Here is a 16,476-nt window from a genome sequence, read left to right on the forward strand (position 1 = left end):
CTTAAGAATATACGTATATTTTTAGAAAATTTAATCAATTCTAACAATTAGAGCTTGAACTATAAAATGTTAATTGTTAGAATGATTCGTAAATACATTTAATTTATCGCTTTAAAGTGATACATATAAATGTGCAACTATAAGATAGAGGTGAAGTAACTATGAGTAATAAATTAGAAACGTACAGACAAGAAATTGTTTCGCTTAACGATCAGATTTTAGAATTGCTATGCCGTCGAGGTGAATTAGCACAAAAAATTGGGGAAGAAAAAATCAAGCAGGGAACACGCGTATATGATCCACAACGTGAAAAAGAAATGATCAATGACCTTTTAGATAAAAATAAAGGACCATTTAATGACAATGTCATTAAACAATTATTTAAAGAAATTTTTAAAGCCTCTACAGACTTACAAAAATCAGAAAACGAAAAGCATTTATACGTATCTCGTAAATTAAAACCAGAAGATACGATTGTTCATTTTGACAATGGTGGCATGTTCGGTGAAGGACATAAATCTTTCGTATTCGGTCCATGTTCAGTTGAATCACAAGAGCAAGTAGATGCTGTAGCAGCAGATTTACAAGCAAAAGGTGAAAAGTTCATTCGTGGCGGGGCATTTAAACCACGTACATCTCCATATGATTTCCAAGGTTTAGGTGTTGAAGGACTTAAGATTTTAAAAAATGTTAAAGATAAATATAATTTAAACGTTATTAGTGAAATCGTGAACCCAAATGACTTTGAAATTGCTGATGAATATCTTGATGTTTTCCAAATTGGTGCACGTAACATGCAAAACTTTGAATTATTAAAAGAAGCAGGACGTACAAATAAACCAATTTTTTTAAAACGTGGATTATCAGCAACGATAGAAGAATTCACATATGCAGCTGAATATATTGCTTCTCAAGGTAATAGAAATATCATTCTATGTGAACGTGGTATTAGAACATATGAAAAAGCAACTAGAAATACATTAGATATTTCTGCAGTACCTATTTTAAAACAAGGGACACATTTACCTGTAATGGTTGATGTAACACACAGTACAGGTCGAAAAGATATTATGTTACCAACTGCAAAAGCAGCATTAGCGGTTGGTGCTGATGGTGTTATGGCTGAGGTACATCCGGATCCTTCTGTTGCTTTAAGTGATGCAGGTCAACAAATGGATTTAAATGAATTCAATGAATTCTATAAAGAATTAAAACCTTTAGCTGACATGTATAACGATAAGAAGCTTAAATAAAGCATTGACCTAGAACATAAATATGTTCTAGGTTTCTTTTTATGTAACAAATATGATCATTAAAGTGGCTATATAAAAGTACTTATTAATAAAATTAATTTGAATCTCTGTTGAGTTATATCATAGTTGCTTTTCATGGTAGTGAAGTCATTTTATTAATGAGTAATGAAACTAAAAATCTGACAGAAATGTGAACGTCAAAACAAATTTATTTCACTGAATCTCTAAATATGGTAAACTTTGAAAATAATATGAAAACATGATACTAAAGCGTATGAAGCGCTTTCAAGGAGGAAACTATGACTGTAACAATATATGACGTAGCTAGAGAAGCTAGAGTATCGATGGCAACGGTCTCTCGTGTAGTTAACGGAAATCAAAATGTTAAACCAGAAACTAGAAATAAAGTAAATGAAGTTATTAAAAAATTAAACTATCGACCAAATGCTGTTGCACGTGGACTTGCAAGTAAACGTACAACGACTGTAGGTGTCATTATCCCTGATATTTCTAATGTGTATTATTCTCAACTTGCACGTGGTTTAGAAGACATTGCAACGATGTATAAATATCATTCAATTATTTCCAATTCTGATAATGATTCAGAAAAAGAAAAAGAGATTTTTAATAATCTTTTAAGCAAACAAGTTGATGGCATTATTTTCTTAGGGGGTACCATTTCAGAAGAAATCAAAGAACTTATTAATCAATCTTCAGTTCCGGTTGTTGTATCAGGTACAAACGGTAAGGATGACCATGTTGCGTCAGTAAATATTGATTTTGAAAAAGCAGCTGAAGAGGTAACACAACAACTTATAAAACAAGGTGCTAAATCATTTGCATTAGTTGGTGGCGATTATTCTAAAAAAGCACAAGAAGATGTACTTTCAGGTTTAAATAAAGTAATATCTGAAAATCAATTAAAATTAGATGAGTCACTTCATTTATCAGGAGCTGAAAGCTACAAAGAAGGTATGAAAGTCTTCGATAAAATTAAAGATAATTTACCAGATGCAGTTTTATCTATTAGTGATGAACAAGCTATCGGTATTTTACATGGTGCATTAGATGCAGGTATTAAAGTACCTGAAGAATTACAAATTGTAAGTTTTAATAATACGCGTTTAGTTGAAATGGTTCGATCACAATTATCTAGTGTGATTCAACCATTATATGACATCGGTGCTGTTGGTATGAGATTACTAACGAAATATATGAACGAAGAAGAAATTGATGAACCCAACGTGATTTTACCACATAGAATTGAATATAGAGGAACAACTAAATAGTTAAAAATAAAGCACACCGTTTATGCGGTGTGCTTTTAATTTGAAAGGTCATACCAACTGGCAACTAAATTCGATATACGTGCATTTTTTTCTGAAATTTCAGCAGTGCGTGGAATATAAGTATAGTCATTCAAACGGTCTTCCCATCTTTTAGGTAGTGTTACTGAACTATAATGCTTCCATTTATTAATCCAATTTAGAGGTAAGTAGCCTTGTTGAATTGGTTCATTAATTAAACTTAAATATAGATGACTCCATGCACGTGGAACAACACGCCACAAATTATAACCTCCACCACCAAACATAATTATTTTATTTTCTGTATATTTTTCAGCTAAATCCTTAAGCATATATGGTAGGTGATAAAGTGAACTTAAAGTACAACTCATATGTGTTAATGGGTCTCTATAATGGATGTCGACACCATTAACACTCAAGATAATATCAGGTTTGAATGCAGCTATGACAGGTTCAACTGTTGATTTGAAAGATTCTAAAAATGATTCATCTTCCGTATAGGGTTCTAAAGGTACATTGACAGTATAACCATATCCTATATCTTCACCACGTTCTGTATAATGACCAGATCCTGGGAATAAAAATTTACCTGTTTCATGGATAGAGTAAGTTAAAACTTCATTACTAGTGTAAAAACTCCATTGCGTTCCATCTCCATGGTGTGCATCTGTATCTATAATCATAACGCGTTGATTATAGCGATTAACTAAATATTGGGCTGTAATAGCAACATCGTTATAAATACAAAAACCATTTGCTCGACCGGCTAAGGCATGATGTAAGCCTCCACCCAAATGACAACCATTTGTATAAGTGCCATCCATAATTTTATCAGCTAAATTAAGCGCGCCACCTACAATTCGTGCACAATGTTGATGCATGTGTCTAAAAGGAACTGTATCTTCATTAAAGCCATATTTTTTAGCCTCTTCGGCACTTAATATACCGTGAGATGCATGTTTGATGGCTTGTATATAATCATATTTATGAATCAAACCAATTTCATCATCAGTTGCAATTCTTGGTTCTAATATGTTTTCTTTTGTTAAAAATTGTGCATCTAACAACAACTCAGTCGTTAATTTTAAACGCATTTGATTGAAAGGATGCTCGTTATTAAATCTATATTTTAATATATCATCTGAATAAACATAACCTGTTCTATTTTTAGTACTCATAAGATCATCCCTTTCAAACAACTAATAAAAGAAGCGATTTTGAAATCTAATATCATCAAATGCATGTTGTTGATCTAATGTGATACGTTTACCAATTCTTGCCATTAAACAATTAGCCGGGTGACTGGTAATTTCAGGGTCATCTGTTGCAAATACTTCTAGACCACCTTTTTGCATTAACTTCTGCATGAGCCGTTTATATTCGAATACGTCTAACTGTGCATACTTCAAATCCCAATGCCAATAATATTCAGTAGTAAGTACAATAAAGTCTTCAAACTCATCTCCAGAAAGACTAAGTTGAATTAATCGACCACCTAGATGCAGATGGCGATACGATTTACTTAATTCAATTGCACCGAGTTCTAATAAATAAGGGAGATGACTAGTAGACCATCTTTCAAGTTCATCAGGATAATGATAGGTAACGTAACCGATTATATGTTGCTCTAGTCGTATAATATATACTCTTCCTTCAGGCAATGTAGTAATTTCTAACAATGCTTCAAATTGTTCTTTAGAAGAACGAAATGCATTAAGTCCTTCATCAAAAGTAAGCGTTTTCAAAAAAGAGTGTGAAACAGGGCCTTCAATTTTGTATTTGACATTATCAATTTCAATATTATCAGTAACATAAGTTTTAATGTGTTTCATTTTTTCACATCCTCATCAAATTGCCTCAAATCCTTACTATTATTATACTTATTTTCTTGTAATATAACAAAAATGTTGTGATTAATAAATAAATGTTTTGAATAATGTGACAATTATATGTATAATTCATTTTAAAGAAAGCGATTACATAAAGTTGAAGGGGGATTTTCTTATGAAAGTTGAAGTTTATCAAAGCGAACCTGGAAATTATAACATGCAAGATTATGAGCAAACTTACAAAGATTTTGATTGGAAGAATGTTGAACAAGCCTTTTCTTGGAGTAAAACAGGAAAAATCAATATGGCATATGAATGTATCGATAGACATGTTGATGAGGGTAAGGGAGACAAAGTGGCGCTCAATTATAAGGATGAGCGACGTCATGAGTCATATACGTTCGAAGATATGAAAAAATACTCAAATAAGGCAGCTAATGTATTAAAAAATGAAGCTGATGTTAAAAAAGGGGATAGAGTATTTATCTTTATGTCAAGAACGCCAGAATTGTATTTCGCTTTCTTAGGAATTTTGAAAATTGGTGCAATCGTTGGACCTTTATTCGAAGCATTTATGGAAAAAGCTGTTGCAGATCGCTTAGAAAATAGTGAAGCAAAAGTAATCATTACAAATAAAGCATTGTTACCTAGAATCCCAAAAGATAAATTACCACATTTAGAAAAAATTGTTGTTGTCGATGATGATGTTGAAGAAGGCTATGTAGATTTTAATCGTTCCTTTAAAGAAGCAAGTGAAGATTTTGAAATTGAATGGTTAAATGAAGATGATGGCCTCATCTTACATTATACATCTGGGTCTACAGGACAACCTAAAGGTGTATTACATGTCCAAAAAGCCATGTTAGTACATTACATTTCAGGTAAATATGTTTTAGACTTACAAGATGATGATGTGTATTGGTGTACAGCAGACCCGGGTTGGGTAACTGGTACGTCATACGGAGTTTTTGCACCTTGGTTAAATGGTGTGACAAATTGTATTGTTGGCGGACGCTTCTCTCCAGAACAATGGTATAAAATGATTCAAGACTTTAAAGTGACAGTGTGGTATACTGCGCCAACTGCTTTAAGAATGTTAATGAGTGCTGGTGATGATGTTGTAGATAAATATGATTTATCATCACTACGTTCAATTTTATCTGTTGGTGAACCGTTAAATCCTGAAGTAATTAAATGGTCTAAAGATGTATTCCATAAACGTGTGTTAGATACTTGGTGGATGACGGAAACAGGTGGACATATGATTGTGAACTATCCAGCTATGGATATTAAATTAGGTTCAATGGGTAAACCGCTACCTGGTATTGAAGCGGCAATTGTTGATGATGAAGGTAATGAGTTACCTCCAAATCGTATGGGTAACCTAGCCATTAAAAAAGGATGGCCTTCAATGATGCATGCTATCTGGAAAAATCCAGAAAAATATGATTCATATTTTATTGGTGATTGGTATGTTTCAGGAGACTCTGCTTATAAAGATGAAGATGGTTACTACTGGTTCCAAGGTAGAGTTGATGATGTCATTATGACTGCCGGTGAACGTGTCGGCCCATTCGAAGTAGAATCAAAATTAGTAGAACATGAGGCAGTAGCCGAAGCAGGTGTTATCGGTAAACCTGATCCAGTACGAGGTGAAATCATTAAAGCGTTTGTAGCTTTAAGAGAAGGTTATGAACCATCAGATGAATTAAAACAAAGTATTAAACAATTTGTTAAAGAAGGATTATCAGCACATTCAGCACCTCGAGAAATTGAATTTAAAGACAAATTACCTAAAACACGTTCTGGTAAAATTATGCGCCGTGTATTAAAAGCTTGGGAGTTAGATTTAGATGCAGGTGATTTAAGTACAATGGAAGATTAGATGATTGATTAAGTAGTGTTAGCAAAATAACTATTTCCATACATTAACGATTAAGATAAATATGATTGAGTTTAGTATTTCTAGACTCAATCATATTTTTTGAATATTTCTGATAATAGTAATGTAAACGTTATCAAATATTCGACATCATTGATTGAGTCGGTTATTATTAAAGTTGTAAGAGAATGAGAGTCATTACATATCAAACATTCTTACACTTATTTTTCTATTTATATTATTTACAAGGGGTTGAAATAAGTTGGCACATTTATCAGATTTAGAAATTGCGAATCAATCAAAAATTAGACCTATTAGTGAAATAGCTAAAGAGGCAGGGATTCCAGCAGAAGCCTTAGAGCAATATGGACATTACAAAGCTAAAATTGATATTAACCAAATAAAACCTAGAGATAATAAGGGTAAAGTTGTATTAGTAACAGCAATGAGTCCAACACCAGCAGGGGAAGGTAAATCGACAGTTACAGTTGGTCTATCAGATGCATTTCATGAATTAAAAAAGAATGTCATGGTAGCATTACGTGAACCAGCATTAGGACCAACATTTGGTATTAAAGGTGGTGCTACTGGTGGTGGATATGCACAAGTATTACCTATGGAAGATATCAATTTACACTTTAACGGTGACTTCCATGCGATTACTACAGCGAATAATGCATTATCAGCATTTATCGATAACCACTTACATCAAGGTAATGAATTGGGCATCGATCAACGTCGTATTGAATGGAAACGAGTATTAGATATGAATGATCGTGCTTTACGTCATGTTAATGTTGGTCTGGGTGGTCCGACAAATGGAGTACCACGTGAAGACGGCTTTAATATTACAGTTGCATCCGAAATTATGGCTATCTTATGTCTTAGCCGAAGCATTAAAGACTTAAGAGAAAAAATTAGTAAAATCACAATTGGTTATACACGTGATCGTAAGCCTGTGACTGTTGCTGATTTAAAAGTTGAAGGTGCTTTAGCAATGATTTTAAAAGATGCAATTAAACCTAACTTAGTACAATCAATTGAGGGAACACCAGCACTTGTACACGGTGGACCATTCGCTAATATCGCACATGGATGTAACTCTATTTTAGCGACAGAAACTGCACGTGAATTAGCTGATATTGTAGTTACTGAAGCTGGATTTGGCTCTGATTTAGGTGCTGAGAAATTCATGGATATCAAAGCGCGTGAAGCAGGTTTCGAGCCATCAGCTGTAGTTGTAGTAGCTACTGTGCGTGCCTTAAAAATGCATGGTGGCGTTGCGAAAGATAATTTAAAAGAAGAAAATGTAGATGCTGTTAAAGCAGGTATTGTTAACTTAGAACGTCATGTAAATAATATTAAGAAGTTTGGTGTAGAACCAGTTGTAGCTATCAATGCATTTATTCATGATACAGACGCAGAAATTGAATTTGTTAAATCTTGGGCTAAAGAAAATGGCGTAAGAATTGCATTGACTGAAGTTTGGGAAAAAGGTGGTAAAGGTGGCGTTGATCTTGCTAACGAAGTATTAGAAGTTATTGATCAACCTCAAAACTTCAAACCACTTTACGAATTGAATCAACCTTTAGAAGATAAAATTGAAACAATCGTTAAAGAAATCTACGGTGGTTCAAAAGTAACATTCTCAAGTAAGGCTCAAAAACAATTAAAACAATTTAAAGACAATGGTTGGGACCATTATCCAATTTGTATGGCTAAAACGCAATACTCATTTAGCGATGATCAAACAGCTTTAGGTGCACCAAGTGATTTTGAAATTACAATTCGTGAATTAGAAGCGAAAATAGGTGCAGGATTTATTGTTGCATTAACAGGTGCAATTATGACAATGCCTGGTTTACCTAAAAAGCCAGCAGCATTAAATATGGATGTTACAGATGATGGACATGCAGTAGGCTTATTCTAAATTTAATTAACAAACCCGGTAATGATTATTACCGGGTTTTGCTGTTTAACTTGCATTTTTATTGGGTTTTGTAAGTAAATGTGATTTAATACGATATTTTAATGCTTCTCTATACTCACTTTTAGATATTTTTTCTTCTACTAACATTCGTTTAAGTACATAATGTTGTCTTTGAATACTATAATCTATTTGATTATCTGGTTTTAAATTACCATTTTCTTCGTAGGGTGTATAACCATAAGGGCTTTGTAATAAGCCGATTAAATATGCTGATTGAGCAATATTTAAATCTTTAGGTGGAATCCCAAATAAACTATAAGACGCTGAAGAGATACCTGTTATATTGGCACCGTTATAATCTCTACCAAAAGGTACAATATTTAAATACGTATAAATAATTTCTTTTTTAGACATTATACGTTCAAGTCTTTGTGCTAATATAATTTCATTAGCCTTTCGACTATAAGTTTTTTCATTAGAAAGTACTTGGTTTTTAATTAATTGCTGTGTTATCGTGCTGCCACCGGAACTTTGGTCATTTTGCAATATGTCTTGAAACATTGCTCGTATAATGGCCTTAGGTAAAATCCCATTATGTTGGAAGAATAAAGTATCTTCTGAAGAGGTTAATGCTTTAATGACCTCTGGACTAACATGTTTTGGACCAACAATTAATGAGTTTAAAGAATGATCATATTCGTCTAAAATATCATTATTTTTATAATTAATTAGGTCATCACCAGCAAAGTGAATTACTTTATGTTTAAGTGCGTCGTCACTTATAGATGAAGCTTCTTTAGTCAATTGATGAAAATATATGATGGCTGCTAACAAGATAATAATCGTAAACATTAAACCAATTAGAAAAATGGAAACGATGATATGTTTGAGTTGCTTATAATACTTTTCAAATCGAAACATTTTATCATGTTGTTGTTTCTTCATATTATCCATAGCAAACCTCCTTTATTTAGACCTATTATACCATAGTCGTAAAGTTGACTTTTAAAATAATGTTAACTATAATTAATGGCAAATACATAAGTTTCAGATGAAGGACAAGTAGCTTTTTAGAGATTTTTTAGAGAGTTAGTGGTTGCTGAGAACTAACATGATCTAACTAGTGAATACACCTTATATAACAGTCTGACGTTTGATTAATGAACGTATCATTAGTAAAGAGATAAGAGAGTGTTTATGGATTTCATTATTTAATCTATATATACCTTTAATTCAAGTATGGTGGTACCGTGCAATTGCGCCCTTACATGTAAATATGATGTAAGGGTGCTTTTTTGTTGATTAAATAAATCTATCAATCATACTTATACAAATTTCTAGAATTGGTCTTTAATTCTAAGTTTTACGTTCATCTTAACTTATGAAAATACATAATATATAGGAGGAAGAGAAATATGACAAATGCATTAATAGAAGATTTAAAGTGGCGTGGCTTGATTTATCAACAAACAGATGAAGCGGGAATAGAGGAATTATTAAATAAAGAACAAGTAACGCTTTATTGCGGTGCAGACCCAACTGCTGATAGTTTACATATTGGTCATTTACTTCCATTCTTAACATTAAGACGTTTCCAAGAACACGGCCATCGTCCAATTGTTTTAATCGGTGGCGGTACAGGTATGATTGGAGATCCATCAGGTAAATCAGAAGAACGTGTGTTACAAACAGAAGAACAAGTAGAAGCCAATGTGCAGGGTATTAGTAATCAAATGCATAAATTATTTGAATTTGGTACCGATAAAGGAGCAGTATTAGTAAATAATAAAGACTGGTTAGGTCAAATTTCATTAATTAGTTTTTTACGTGATTATGGTAAGCATGTCGGTGTCAATTACATGTTAGGTAAAGATTCTATTCAAACTCGTTTAGAACATGGTATTTCATATACTGAATTTACGTACACTATTTTACAGGCTATCGATTTCGGTCACTTGAATCGTGAATTAAATTGTAAAATTCAAGTCGGTGGTTCAGACCAATGGGGTAACATTACAAGTGGTATCGAATTGATGAGACGTATGTATGGCCAAACTGAAGCTTATGGATTAACAATTCCTTTAGTAACAAAATCTGATGGCAAGAAATTCGGAAAGTCAGAATCAGGTGCTGTTTGGCTAGATGCTGATAAAACAAGCCCATATGAATTTTATCAATTTTGGATTAATCAATCAGATGAAGATGTGATCAAGTTCTTAAAATACTTTACATTCTTGAGTAAAGAAGAAATCAATCAGTTAGAACAATCTAAAGAAGAAGCACCTCACAAACGTGAAGCTCAAAAAGCTTTAGCTGAAAATGTGACACGTTTTATCCATGGTGAGGATGCCCTGAATGATGCGATTAGAATTTCACAAGCATTATTTAGCGGGGATTTAAAATCTTTATCAGCGAAAGAATTAAAAGAAGGTTTTAAAGACGTACCTCAAGTTGAATTATCTAAGAATACAACTAATATTATTGATGCATTGATTGAAACAGGGATTGGATCATCTAAACGTCAAGCCCGTGAAGATGTTAATAATGGTGCGATATATATTAATGGTGAACGCCAACAAGATGTTAACTACGAATTAACTGATGAAGATAAAATCGAAGGTGCGTTTACGATTATTCGTAGAGGTAAAAAGAAATACTTCATGGTTAACTACAAATAATAGTTGTAATATGTTGTGTGTAGGAGGTAAAGTGTGAATAAAGAAGAAGTCATCATGACAGGGTTACGCAATATGTTTAATAAAATAGCGTGGTTAAATAAAAGTGAAATGCAAGAGGCATTAAAAGATTATAAGTCTAGTGAAGTGCATTGCATTGAAGCGATACACGAATTAGATAATCCTAACGTTAGAAGTTTAACGGAACAGCTATTTATGACTAGAGGTGCAATTAGTAAATTAACGAAACGATTACAATCTAAAAAGTTAGTTGAAAGTTATCAAAATGAGCATAACAAAAAAGAAATTTATTTTCGACTTACGCCTAAAGGACAACAAGTATATCACACACATCAACAACTTCATGCAAAATTTGATGCACGAGATCAAGACGTTTTTGAAAGTTTAACACAACAAGAGTTCGAAAGCATTCAACATTTTATAGAAAAGTATAATCAACATTTGGATAAAGAAATTAAAAATAAAAGACTACAACATTAAGTATGATATTTCGAAAAAAGTGCTCTAATTAATTTTAGAGTACTTTTTTTATTGGCATTTTGTTGACAAGGAAACTAAAAGGGTGTAAATTTGTTGACGAAGAAACAAAAAAGGAGACGTTTTGGTCAATGAAAGAGACACAACATCAGATACCAAAAGAAACAATGAATGCGGCATGGGCAATAGCGATTGGAGCCATTGCACCTATGTTAGATTCAACTATGATTAATATTGGTATACAACAACTTAATCAAACATTTCATACTAATATAGATATCGTTCAATGGGGAATTACTGGATATATTTTAGCACTTGCTATAGCTATTCCTTTTTCAGGGTGGTTAATGAATCATTTTAATAGTAAATATACTTTTATTATAGCTATGCTAGTTTTTGGTATTACTTCATTATTTGTAGGAATCAGTTCGTCAGTGAGTATATTTATTCTATTTAGAATCTTTCAAGGATTTAGTGCGGGAGTTATTACATCACTTATGTTTACCTTACTGGTAAAGACTGCTGGACAAGATCATATAGGGAAGGTTATGGCAATCGTCAGTACACCTATGATCTTTGGACCAATTCTCGGCCCTACATTAGGTGGATTTATTATTCATTTAGCCTCATGGCGGTGGATGTTTTTTATTAACATAGTAGTTTCACTCATTTCTGTACTACTCATGATGAAATATGTACCATCATTCAAACCATTTGATAAGCATAAAAAATTAGATATATGTGGAATTCTCTTATTAGGCATTACGAGTGCAACATTGATTTATGGTATCAGTCTAGCTGGGACGATAGGTTCATTTATGGATAGTAAAGTTATGACATTTATATGCATTGGAGTGGCAGCTATTGTTGTTTATATTTTTTATAACAAACTATGCCATTTTAATACGGTACTACCTTTAAATTTGTTTAAAAGTAAAACGTATTCAGCCTCTATGACAGGATTATTATTAGCTAATGTAGGCATTATGGGGCCGATGGTTATTCTACCTTTATACTTTCAAGAATTTAAAGGTTACTCCGCTATTGGTGCAGCACTAGCGCTAATTCCTCAAGGCATAGGTATGTTAATCACACGACCATATATCGGAACATCTATTGACCGGATAGGGGCCAAAAAAGTTATATATATTAGTATCGTGATTGCTATTCTAGGCACAATTCCATTGATATTTGTTGATGATGAATCATCTATTGCATGGTTGTCGTTCATTTTATTTATTCGTGGATGTAGTGTTGGTGGTATCAATTTAGGTTTAATGGCCGATGCCTACAAAGGTGTTTCTCAGAATCAGTTATCTGAAGCTGGCGTAGGAATTAACATGATTGAAAATATCGGTGCAAGTTTTGGTACAGCAATCATAGCAACTGTTGTAGCTTCTAATTTATCCATGAGACATAGTCATCATGAAATGAGTCATTCAATTGTGGGCTTTCATGAAGGTTTTCTAGTTTCAATGATTGCGATTATACTCATTTTAATTCCAACTTATTACTTAGGTGAAAATAAAACAGGTATGGATGAAAACTAATTTCATCCATACCTGTTATTTATTTATTCTGCAAATTGACTTTGTTTTTCTGAAGAAGTCTGAACTTGTTTCTTCAGTTTCACATCGATTGTTTCAGTTTTACCATCTCGAATAATCGTCAATTTAACGTGTTCACCTGGTTTCTTATTCTCATATAGGTATGTTCGTAAATCTGTGTCTTCTTTTACTGATTTTCCGTCTACCTTAGTGATAATATCTCCTTTTTTCAAGTCACTATCATGATCAACTTTAGCTACATATACGCCAGATTGACTATCCGTATTTAATTCCTTCTTATATGAATCTGGAATATCGCTTAAATTAATTAATCCGATACCTATAGAAGGGCGTTCTATTTTACCGTGTTTAACTAATTGTTCAATGGTAACTTTGACTTCGTTACTTGGTATAGCGAATCCAATTCCCTCAACTTGTTCTGAGGCTATTTTCATAGAGTTTATGCCAACTAAATTACCGTTGATATCTACCAAGGCACCTCCAGAGTTACCAGGGTTAATTGCTGCATCAGTTTGAAGTACATTTACTTTTGTATTTCCACCAGTGGTATTTGCATCAATAGTACGTTCATTTGCTGAAATAATACCTGAAGTAACTGAATTAGCAAATTCTAGGCCTAGAGGGTTACCCATAGCAAATACACTATCACCTGTTTGTACTTTAGATGAATTAGCAAAGTCTATAGCTTTGATACCTTTCGTATTATTAATTTTTAATACGGCAATATCAGTGACTGCGTCTTTACCAACTAATTTTGCTTTAACTTGTTTAGAATTGTGTAACTGAACCTTAATCTCAGAAGCACCATCGATAACGTGATTATTGGTAACGATATATGCTGAACCATCACTTATTTGATAGATAACTCCTGATCCAATACCAGCTTCTTCAGGCTTAGATGTCTTTCCATTCAGTAAATCGTCCAAGTTCGTTGACTTTTGCATATTAATAACACCTACAATTGCTGGTGATACATCTTTAATCATCTCATGAACTGAACTATATTTATCACTTTTACCATCCAATTGGTTACCACCTTTACTATTAGAAGCTTCATTAACAGTGGCACCATTTTGATTGAAAATGGTATGATCTAGTAGTTTACCAATACCCAATACAAGTAATGCACCTATGATACCTGCTATTAATGCAACGAGTATAGTTTTAAACCAAGGAAACTTAGGTTTATTATATCGAGATGGCTGATTGTTAGAATCAAAGGATTGATTCATTTGTGTATAATCTGACATATTTGACCTCCAATTAATTTTTCTCACAATATAATTATGTAATTTTTTTCACAAAAACGCTAGTTTTCTGCAATCAGACTTTAGACTTATTTCATGCTTATCTTGTTCAACAAGTATGTAAATGATAAAATCTAAATGTTAAATAGAAAACAATAAGAGTAGGTGTAACTATGTATAAAGTGATTAGTAGTATCTTGTATTTTATTTTAGTAAAGTTAGGTAAATCTTTATTTGTTATAGGTAAAGAAAATATACCAAAAGACAATCAATATGTTGTGACTTGTACACATGAAAGTTATAACGAAGTGATTATGTTAGGTATGGCTATTTATCCAAACCAAATTCATTATATGGCTAAAAAAGAACTATTTAGTAATAAATGGGGCGGTAAATTTTTAACTGCATTAAATGCATTTCCGGTTGATAGAGAAAATCCAGGGCCAAGTACATTAAAAAGACCGATTAAATTATTAAAAGAAAACAAAACAGTTGGCATATTCCCAACTGGTCATAGAACATCTGCAGAAGGTGCACCATTAAAACGAGGTGCGGCAACAATAGCCATGTTAGGTAAAGCACCTATATTACCTGCAGCATATGTAGGTCCAAAAAAATTACATGGGCTCGTTACTTGGCAAGCATTAATAAAGTTTGGTGAACCTATTGATACAAGTAATTTACCAAAAGACTTAAAAAGAAATGAAAAAGTAGATTACTTAACAAAAGAAATCGAACGCCAAACAACAGCATTGCAAAAAGAATTAAATGAATTAGCTAAAAATTTATAATTAAACATTAAGGTTGGATAGGGATTCAATGAAATATTTGAATCATATCCAACCTTTTTAATATGTTTTTTAATGTATAAGTAAATAGACAATATGTGTCCTCCATCATTGTTATGATGTACAAAACATTTTAAATTTTAGGGGGACATTTTAAATGAAAAGAATAATTGTATTATGTTTAGGCATGCTTATTTTGTTAGCAGCATGCGGTAGTAAAGTAGATGGTACATATAAAAATGATGAAATGAGCATTAAAGCAAGTAAAGATAGTGATCGTGCAACTTTACATCTAAAATCACTAGAAAATGATGGTGGTATTTTCGGAGTAGAAAAAAATGATGGAAATGTTGAAGGGCGAATTGACAAAGATAAAAAAACAATGTCATTTGATGTGCAGGGTGAAACCATGAAATTTGATTATAAAGTTAAAGGGGATAAACTCATATTAATTAATCCAGATAAAGATGATGAAAAAATTGAATTGAAAAAAGAGTAATTTAATTTTGTGGTAGAAAAAGAATTTCACTCAATTGTATATTGAAAGATGTTAACAGTATGAAGAAAATAATAGTGGTTACACTTACAATGGTATTTTTATTAACAGCTTGTGGTAATCAAATCTATGGTAAATATAAGGTGAAAGACAACGGAGGGACAATAGAAATTAAGAAAAACGATAAGTTTGAGATTTCTAATGAAAATGAAAAAGGCGTCTTGAATGGTAAAATTAATAAAGATGATAAAATCATAACAATATATTATGAAAATCATCCAATGAAAATAGACTATAAGCTAGAAGATGATACATTAGAATTAAAGTTAAAGGCAGGTTCTGACGAAGAAGTTGTCAAAGCAAAAAAAGTAAAATAATGAGTATATATCATGCCCGTTAAAATCAAGATTCGATATTAACGGGCATTAATTTTATTGTTTGATTTTCTCGAATTTTCTCTCACTATCATCGGGTTTTTCATCCGGTTTTTCTAACGCGTAAATCGCCTTTTTACCAACTTTTAAATAACCAGTTGAACCGCCCAAATTAATTTTTGCAAGGTCTTTATGGTCTTTATCATCTTTTATTGATCCTTCTGCAGTTTCACCGTCAGTTGTGACTTTAAGCGATTCACCTTTAATAGTGATAATATCACCATTCTCATTTTGCCATTTACCTTCAGCCTTTTTAGTAGGGCTACTTGAACATGCTACTAATAATACACTTAAAATTGAAATTAATACTAAAATCTTTTTCATATAGCTCAACCTCCTTATTGATTGGCCTCATTTTATCAAAAAATCAAAAAGTTGTGTATAACATATTTTGCTTAATTTGTTATAAATAGATTAGTATAAAATATCATAATTACTTTTATTTCAATGTGAGTTTTAATAGATGTGTTATTCTGTCAAATTTGAAAAAATAAAAAACTTGAAAAGTTCATAATTAGCATGAAAATGCAATTTTAATTATCTATTGATTCTGATACAATATGTAAGGA

At 32.3% G+C, this 16,476-nt stretch carries 15 protein-coding genes; 10 read left to right on the plus strand and 5 right to left on the minus strand.

All coding sequences use genetic code 11. From position 1 onward, the window contains the following. The first annotated feature begins 161 nt into the window (after window positions 1–161). Both P7F85_RS05415 and ccpA read left to right on the plus strand, forming a co-directional pair. Complete coding sequence (locus P7F85_RS05415) at window positions 162–1,253, plus strand: bifunctional 3-deoxy-7-phosphoheptulonate synthase/chorismate mutase (RefSeq protein ID WP_046464404.1); 1,092 nt, start codon at window positions 162–164, stop codon at window positions 1,251–1,253. 299 nt (window positions 1,254–1,552) lie between these two features. Next, a complete protein-coding gene (gene ccpA / locus P7F85_RS05420; protein ID WP_002467400.1) occupies window positions 1,553–2,542 on the plus strand; it encodes a catabolite control protein A in 990 nt (329 codons plus the stop codon). 35 nt (window positions 2,543–2,577) lie between these two features. On the opposite strand, the gene P7F85_RS05425 is transcribed toward ccpA, so the two are convergent. Next, window positions 2,578–3,738 carry an acetoin utilization protein AcuC gene (locus P7F85_RS05425; RefSeq protein ID WP_015364897.1) on the minus strand — a complete coding sequence of 387 codons (1,161 nt, stop codon included), beginning with the start codon at window positions 3,736–3,738 and terminating at the stop codon, window positions 2,578–2,580. 21 nt (window positions 3,739–3,759) lie between these two features. Then, window positions 3,760–4,392, minus strand: a complete 633-nt coding sequence (locus P7F85_RS05430; protein WP_002467408.1) for a GNAT family N-acetyltransferase — start codon at window positions 4,390–4,392, stop codon at window positions 3,760–3,762. A gap of 172 nt (window positions 4,393–4,564) precedes the next feature. On the opposite strand from P7F85_RS05430, the gene acsA reads away from it, so the two are divergent. Both acsA and P7F85_RS05440 read left to right on the plus strand, forming a co-directional pair. Further along, entirely contained in the window at window positions 4,565–6,274 is a 1,710-nt protein-coding gene (gene acsA / locus P7F85_RS05435) for an acetate--CoA ligase (RefSeq protein WP_015364898.1), read from the plus strand. Between the two features lie 259 nt (window positions 6,275–6,533). Next, window positions 6,534–8,201, plus strand: a complete 1,668-nt coding sequence (locus P7F85_RS05440) for a formate--tetrahydrofolate ligase (protein ID WP_002467398.1) — start codon at window positions 6,534–6,536, stop codon at window positions 8,199–8,201. 45 nt (window positions 8,202–8,246) lie between these two features. Here the strand turns inward: P7F85_RS05440 and P7F85_RS05445 are convergent, their stop codons facing one another. Then, the gene (locus P7F85_RS05445) at window positions 8,247–9,155 is read right to left on the minus strand and encodes a transglycosylase domain-containing protein (protein ID WP_002467399.1); all 909 of its coding nucleotides are present in this window, start codon (window positions 9,153–9,155) and stop codon (window positions 8,247–8,249) included. A gap of 461 nt (window positions 9,156–9,616) precedes the next feature. Here P7F85_RS05445 and tyrS point away from each other — a divergent pair, with 461 nt between their 5' ends. The 3 genes from tyrS (at window position 9,617) to P7F85_RS05460 (ending at window position 12,924) form a co-directional block, all read left to right on the plus strand. Further along, window positions 9,617–10,879, plus strand: coding sequence for a tyrosine--tRNA ligase (gene tyrS / locus P7F85_RS05450; RefSeq protein WP_002467407.1), 1,263 nt, complete (start codon window positions 9,617–9,619; stop codon window positions 10,877–10,879). A gap of 33 nt (window positions 10,880–10,912) precedes the next feature. After that, window positions 10,913–11,377, plus strand: coding sequence for a MarR family winged helix-turn-helix transcriptional regulator (locus P7F85_RS05455; RefSeq protein ID WP_002467411.1), 465 nt, complete (start codon window positions 10,913–10,915; stop codon window positions 11,375–11,377). A gap of 128 nt (window positions 11,378–11,505) precedes the next feature. Further along, window positions 11,506–12,924 carry a DHA2 family efflux MFS transporter permease subunit gene (locus P7F85_RS05460; protein WP_015364900.1) on the plus strand — a complete coding sequence of 473 codons (1,419 nt, stop codon included), beginning with the start codon at window positions 11,506–11,508 and terminating at the stop codon, window positions 12,922–12,924. A gap of 23 nt (window positions 12,925–12,947) precedes the next feature. On the opposite strand, the gene P7F85_RS05465 is transcribed toward P7F85_RS05460, so the two are convergent. Further along, a complete protein-coding gene (locus tag P7F85_RS05465; protein ID WP_370657650.1) occupies window positions 12,948–14,174 on the minus strand; it encodes a S1C family serine protease in 1,227 nt (408 codons plus the stop codon). A 188-nt stretch (window positions 14,175–14,362) separates the two neighbouring features. Between P7F85_RS05465 and P7F85_RS05470 the strand changes: the two genes are divergently transcribed. From P7F85_RS05470 to P7F85_RS05480, 3 genes are all read left to right on the plus strand, one after another. Next, window positions 14,363–14,980 carry a lysophospholipid acyltransferase family protein gene (locus tag P7F85_RS05470; RefSeq protein WP_002467413.1) on the plus strand — a complete coding sequence of 206 codons (618 nt, stop codon included), beginning with the start codon at window positions 14,363–14,365 and terminating at the stop codon, window positions 14,978–14,980. Window positions 14,981–15,134: 154 nt separating this feature from the next. Next, on the plus strand, window positions 15,135–15,476 hold the full coding sequence (locus P7F85_RS05475; protein ID WP_015364902.1) for a hypothetical protein: 342 nt from the start codon (window positions 15,135–15,137) through the stop codon (window positions 15,474–15,476). 59 nt (window positions 15,477–15,535) lie between these two features. Beyond that, window positions 15,536–15,850, plus strand: a complete 315-nt coding sequence (locus tag P7F85_RS05480; protein ID WP_015364903.1) for a hypothetical protein — start codon at window positions 15,536–15,538, stop codon at window positions 15,848–15,850. A 54-nt stretch (window positions 15,851–15,904) separates the two neighbouring features. Here the strand turns inward: P7F85_RS05480 and P7F85_RS05485 are convergent, their stop codons facing one another. After that, window positions 15,905–16,231 (minus strand): hypothetical protein, encoded by a 327-nt coding sequence (locus P7F85_RS05485; protein ID WP_002467164.1) that lies wholly within the window; start codon window positions 16,229–16,231, stop codon window positions 15,905–15,907. Window positions 16,232–16,476 lie beyond the last annotated feature (245 nt).

This window comes from Staphylococcus sp. aM (genome assembly GCF_052975125.1).

Bases quoted from the DNA above. Each gene is read 5' to 3' on its own strand.
- P7F85_RS05415 (WP_046464404.1), top strand. From the start codon at position 162: ATGAGTAATAAATTAGAAACGTACAGACAAGAAATTGTTTCGCTTAAC.
- ccpA (WP_002467400.1), top strand. From the start codon at position 1,553: ATGACTGTAACAATATATGACGTAGCTAGAGAAGCTAGAGTATCGATG.
- P7F85_RS05425 (WP_015364897.1), bottom strand. From the start codon at position 3,738: ATGAGTACTAAAAATAGAACAGGTTATGTTTATTCAGATGATATATTA.
- P7F85_RS05430 (WP_002467408.1), bottom strand. From the start codon at position 4,392: ATGAAACACATTAAAACTTATGTTACTGATAATATTGAAATTGATAAT.
- acsA (WP_015364898.1), top strand. From the start codon at position 4,565: ATGAAAGTTGAAGTTTATCAAAGCGAACCTGGAAATTATAACATGCAA.
- P7F85_RS05445 (WP_002467399.1), bottom strand. From the start codon at position 9,155: ATGGATAATATGAAGAAACAACAACATGATAAAATGTTTCGATTTGAA.
- tyrS (WP_002467407.1), top strand. From the start codon at position 9,617: ATGACAAATGCATTAATAGAAGATTTAAAGTGGCGTGGCTTGATTTAT.
- P7F85_RS05460 (WP_015364900.1), top strand. From the start codon at position 11,506: ATGAAAGAGACACAACATCAGATACCAAAAGAAACAATGAATGCGGCA.
- P7F85_RS05465 (WP_370657650.1), bottom strand. From the start codon at position 14,174: ATGAATCAATCCTTTGATTCTAACAATCAGCCATCTCGATATAATAAA.
- P7F85_RS05470 (WP_002467413.1), top strand. From the start codon at position 14,363: ATGTATAAAGTGATTAGTAGTATCTTGTATTTTATTTTAGTAAAGTTA.
- P7F85_RS05475 (WP_015364902.1), top strand. From the start codon at position 15,135: ATGAAAAGAATAATTGTATTATGTTTAGGCATGCTTATTTTGTTAGCA.
- P7F85_RS05480 (WP_015364903.1), top strand. From the start codon at position 15,536: ATGAAGAAAATAATAGTGGTTACACTTACAATGGTATTTTTATTAACA.
- P7F85_RS05485 (WP_002467164.1), bottom strand. From the start codon at position 16,231: ATGAAAAAGATTTTAGTATTAATTTCAATTTTAAGTGTATTATTAGTA.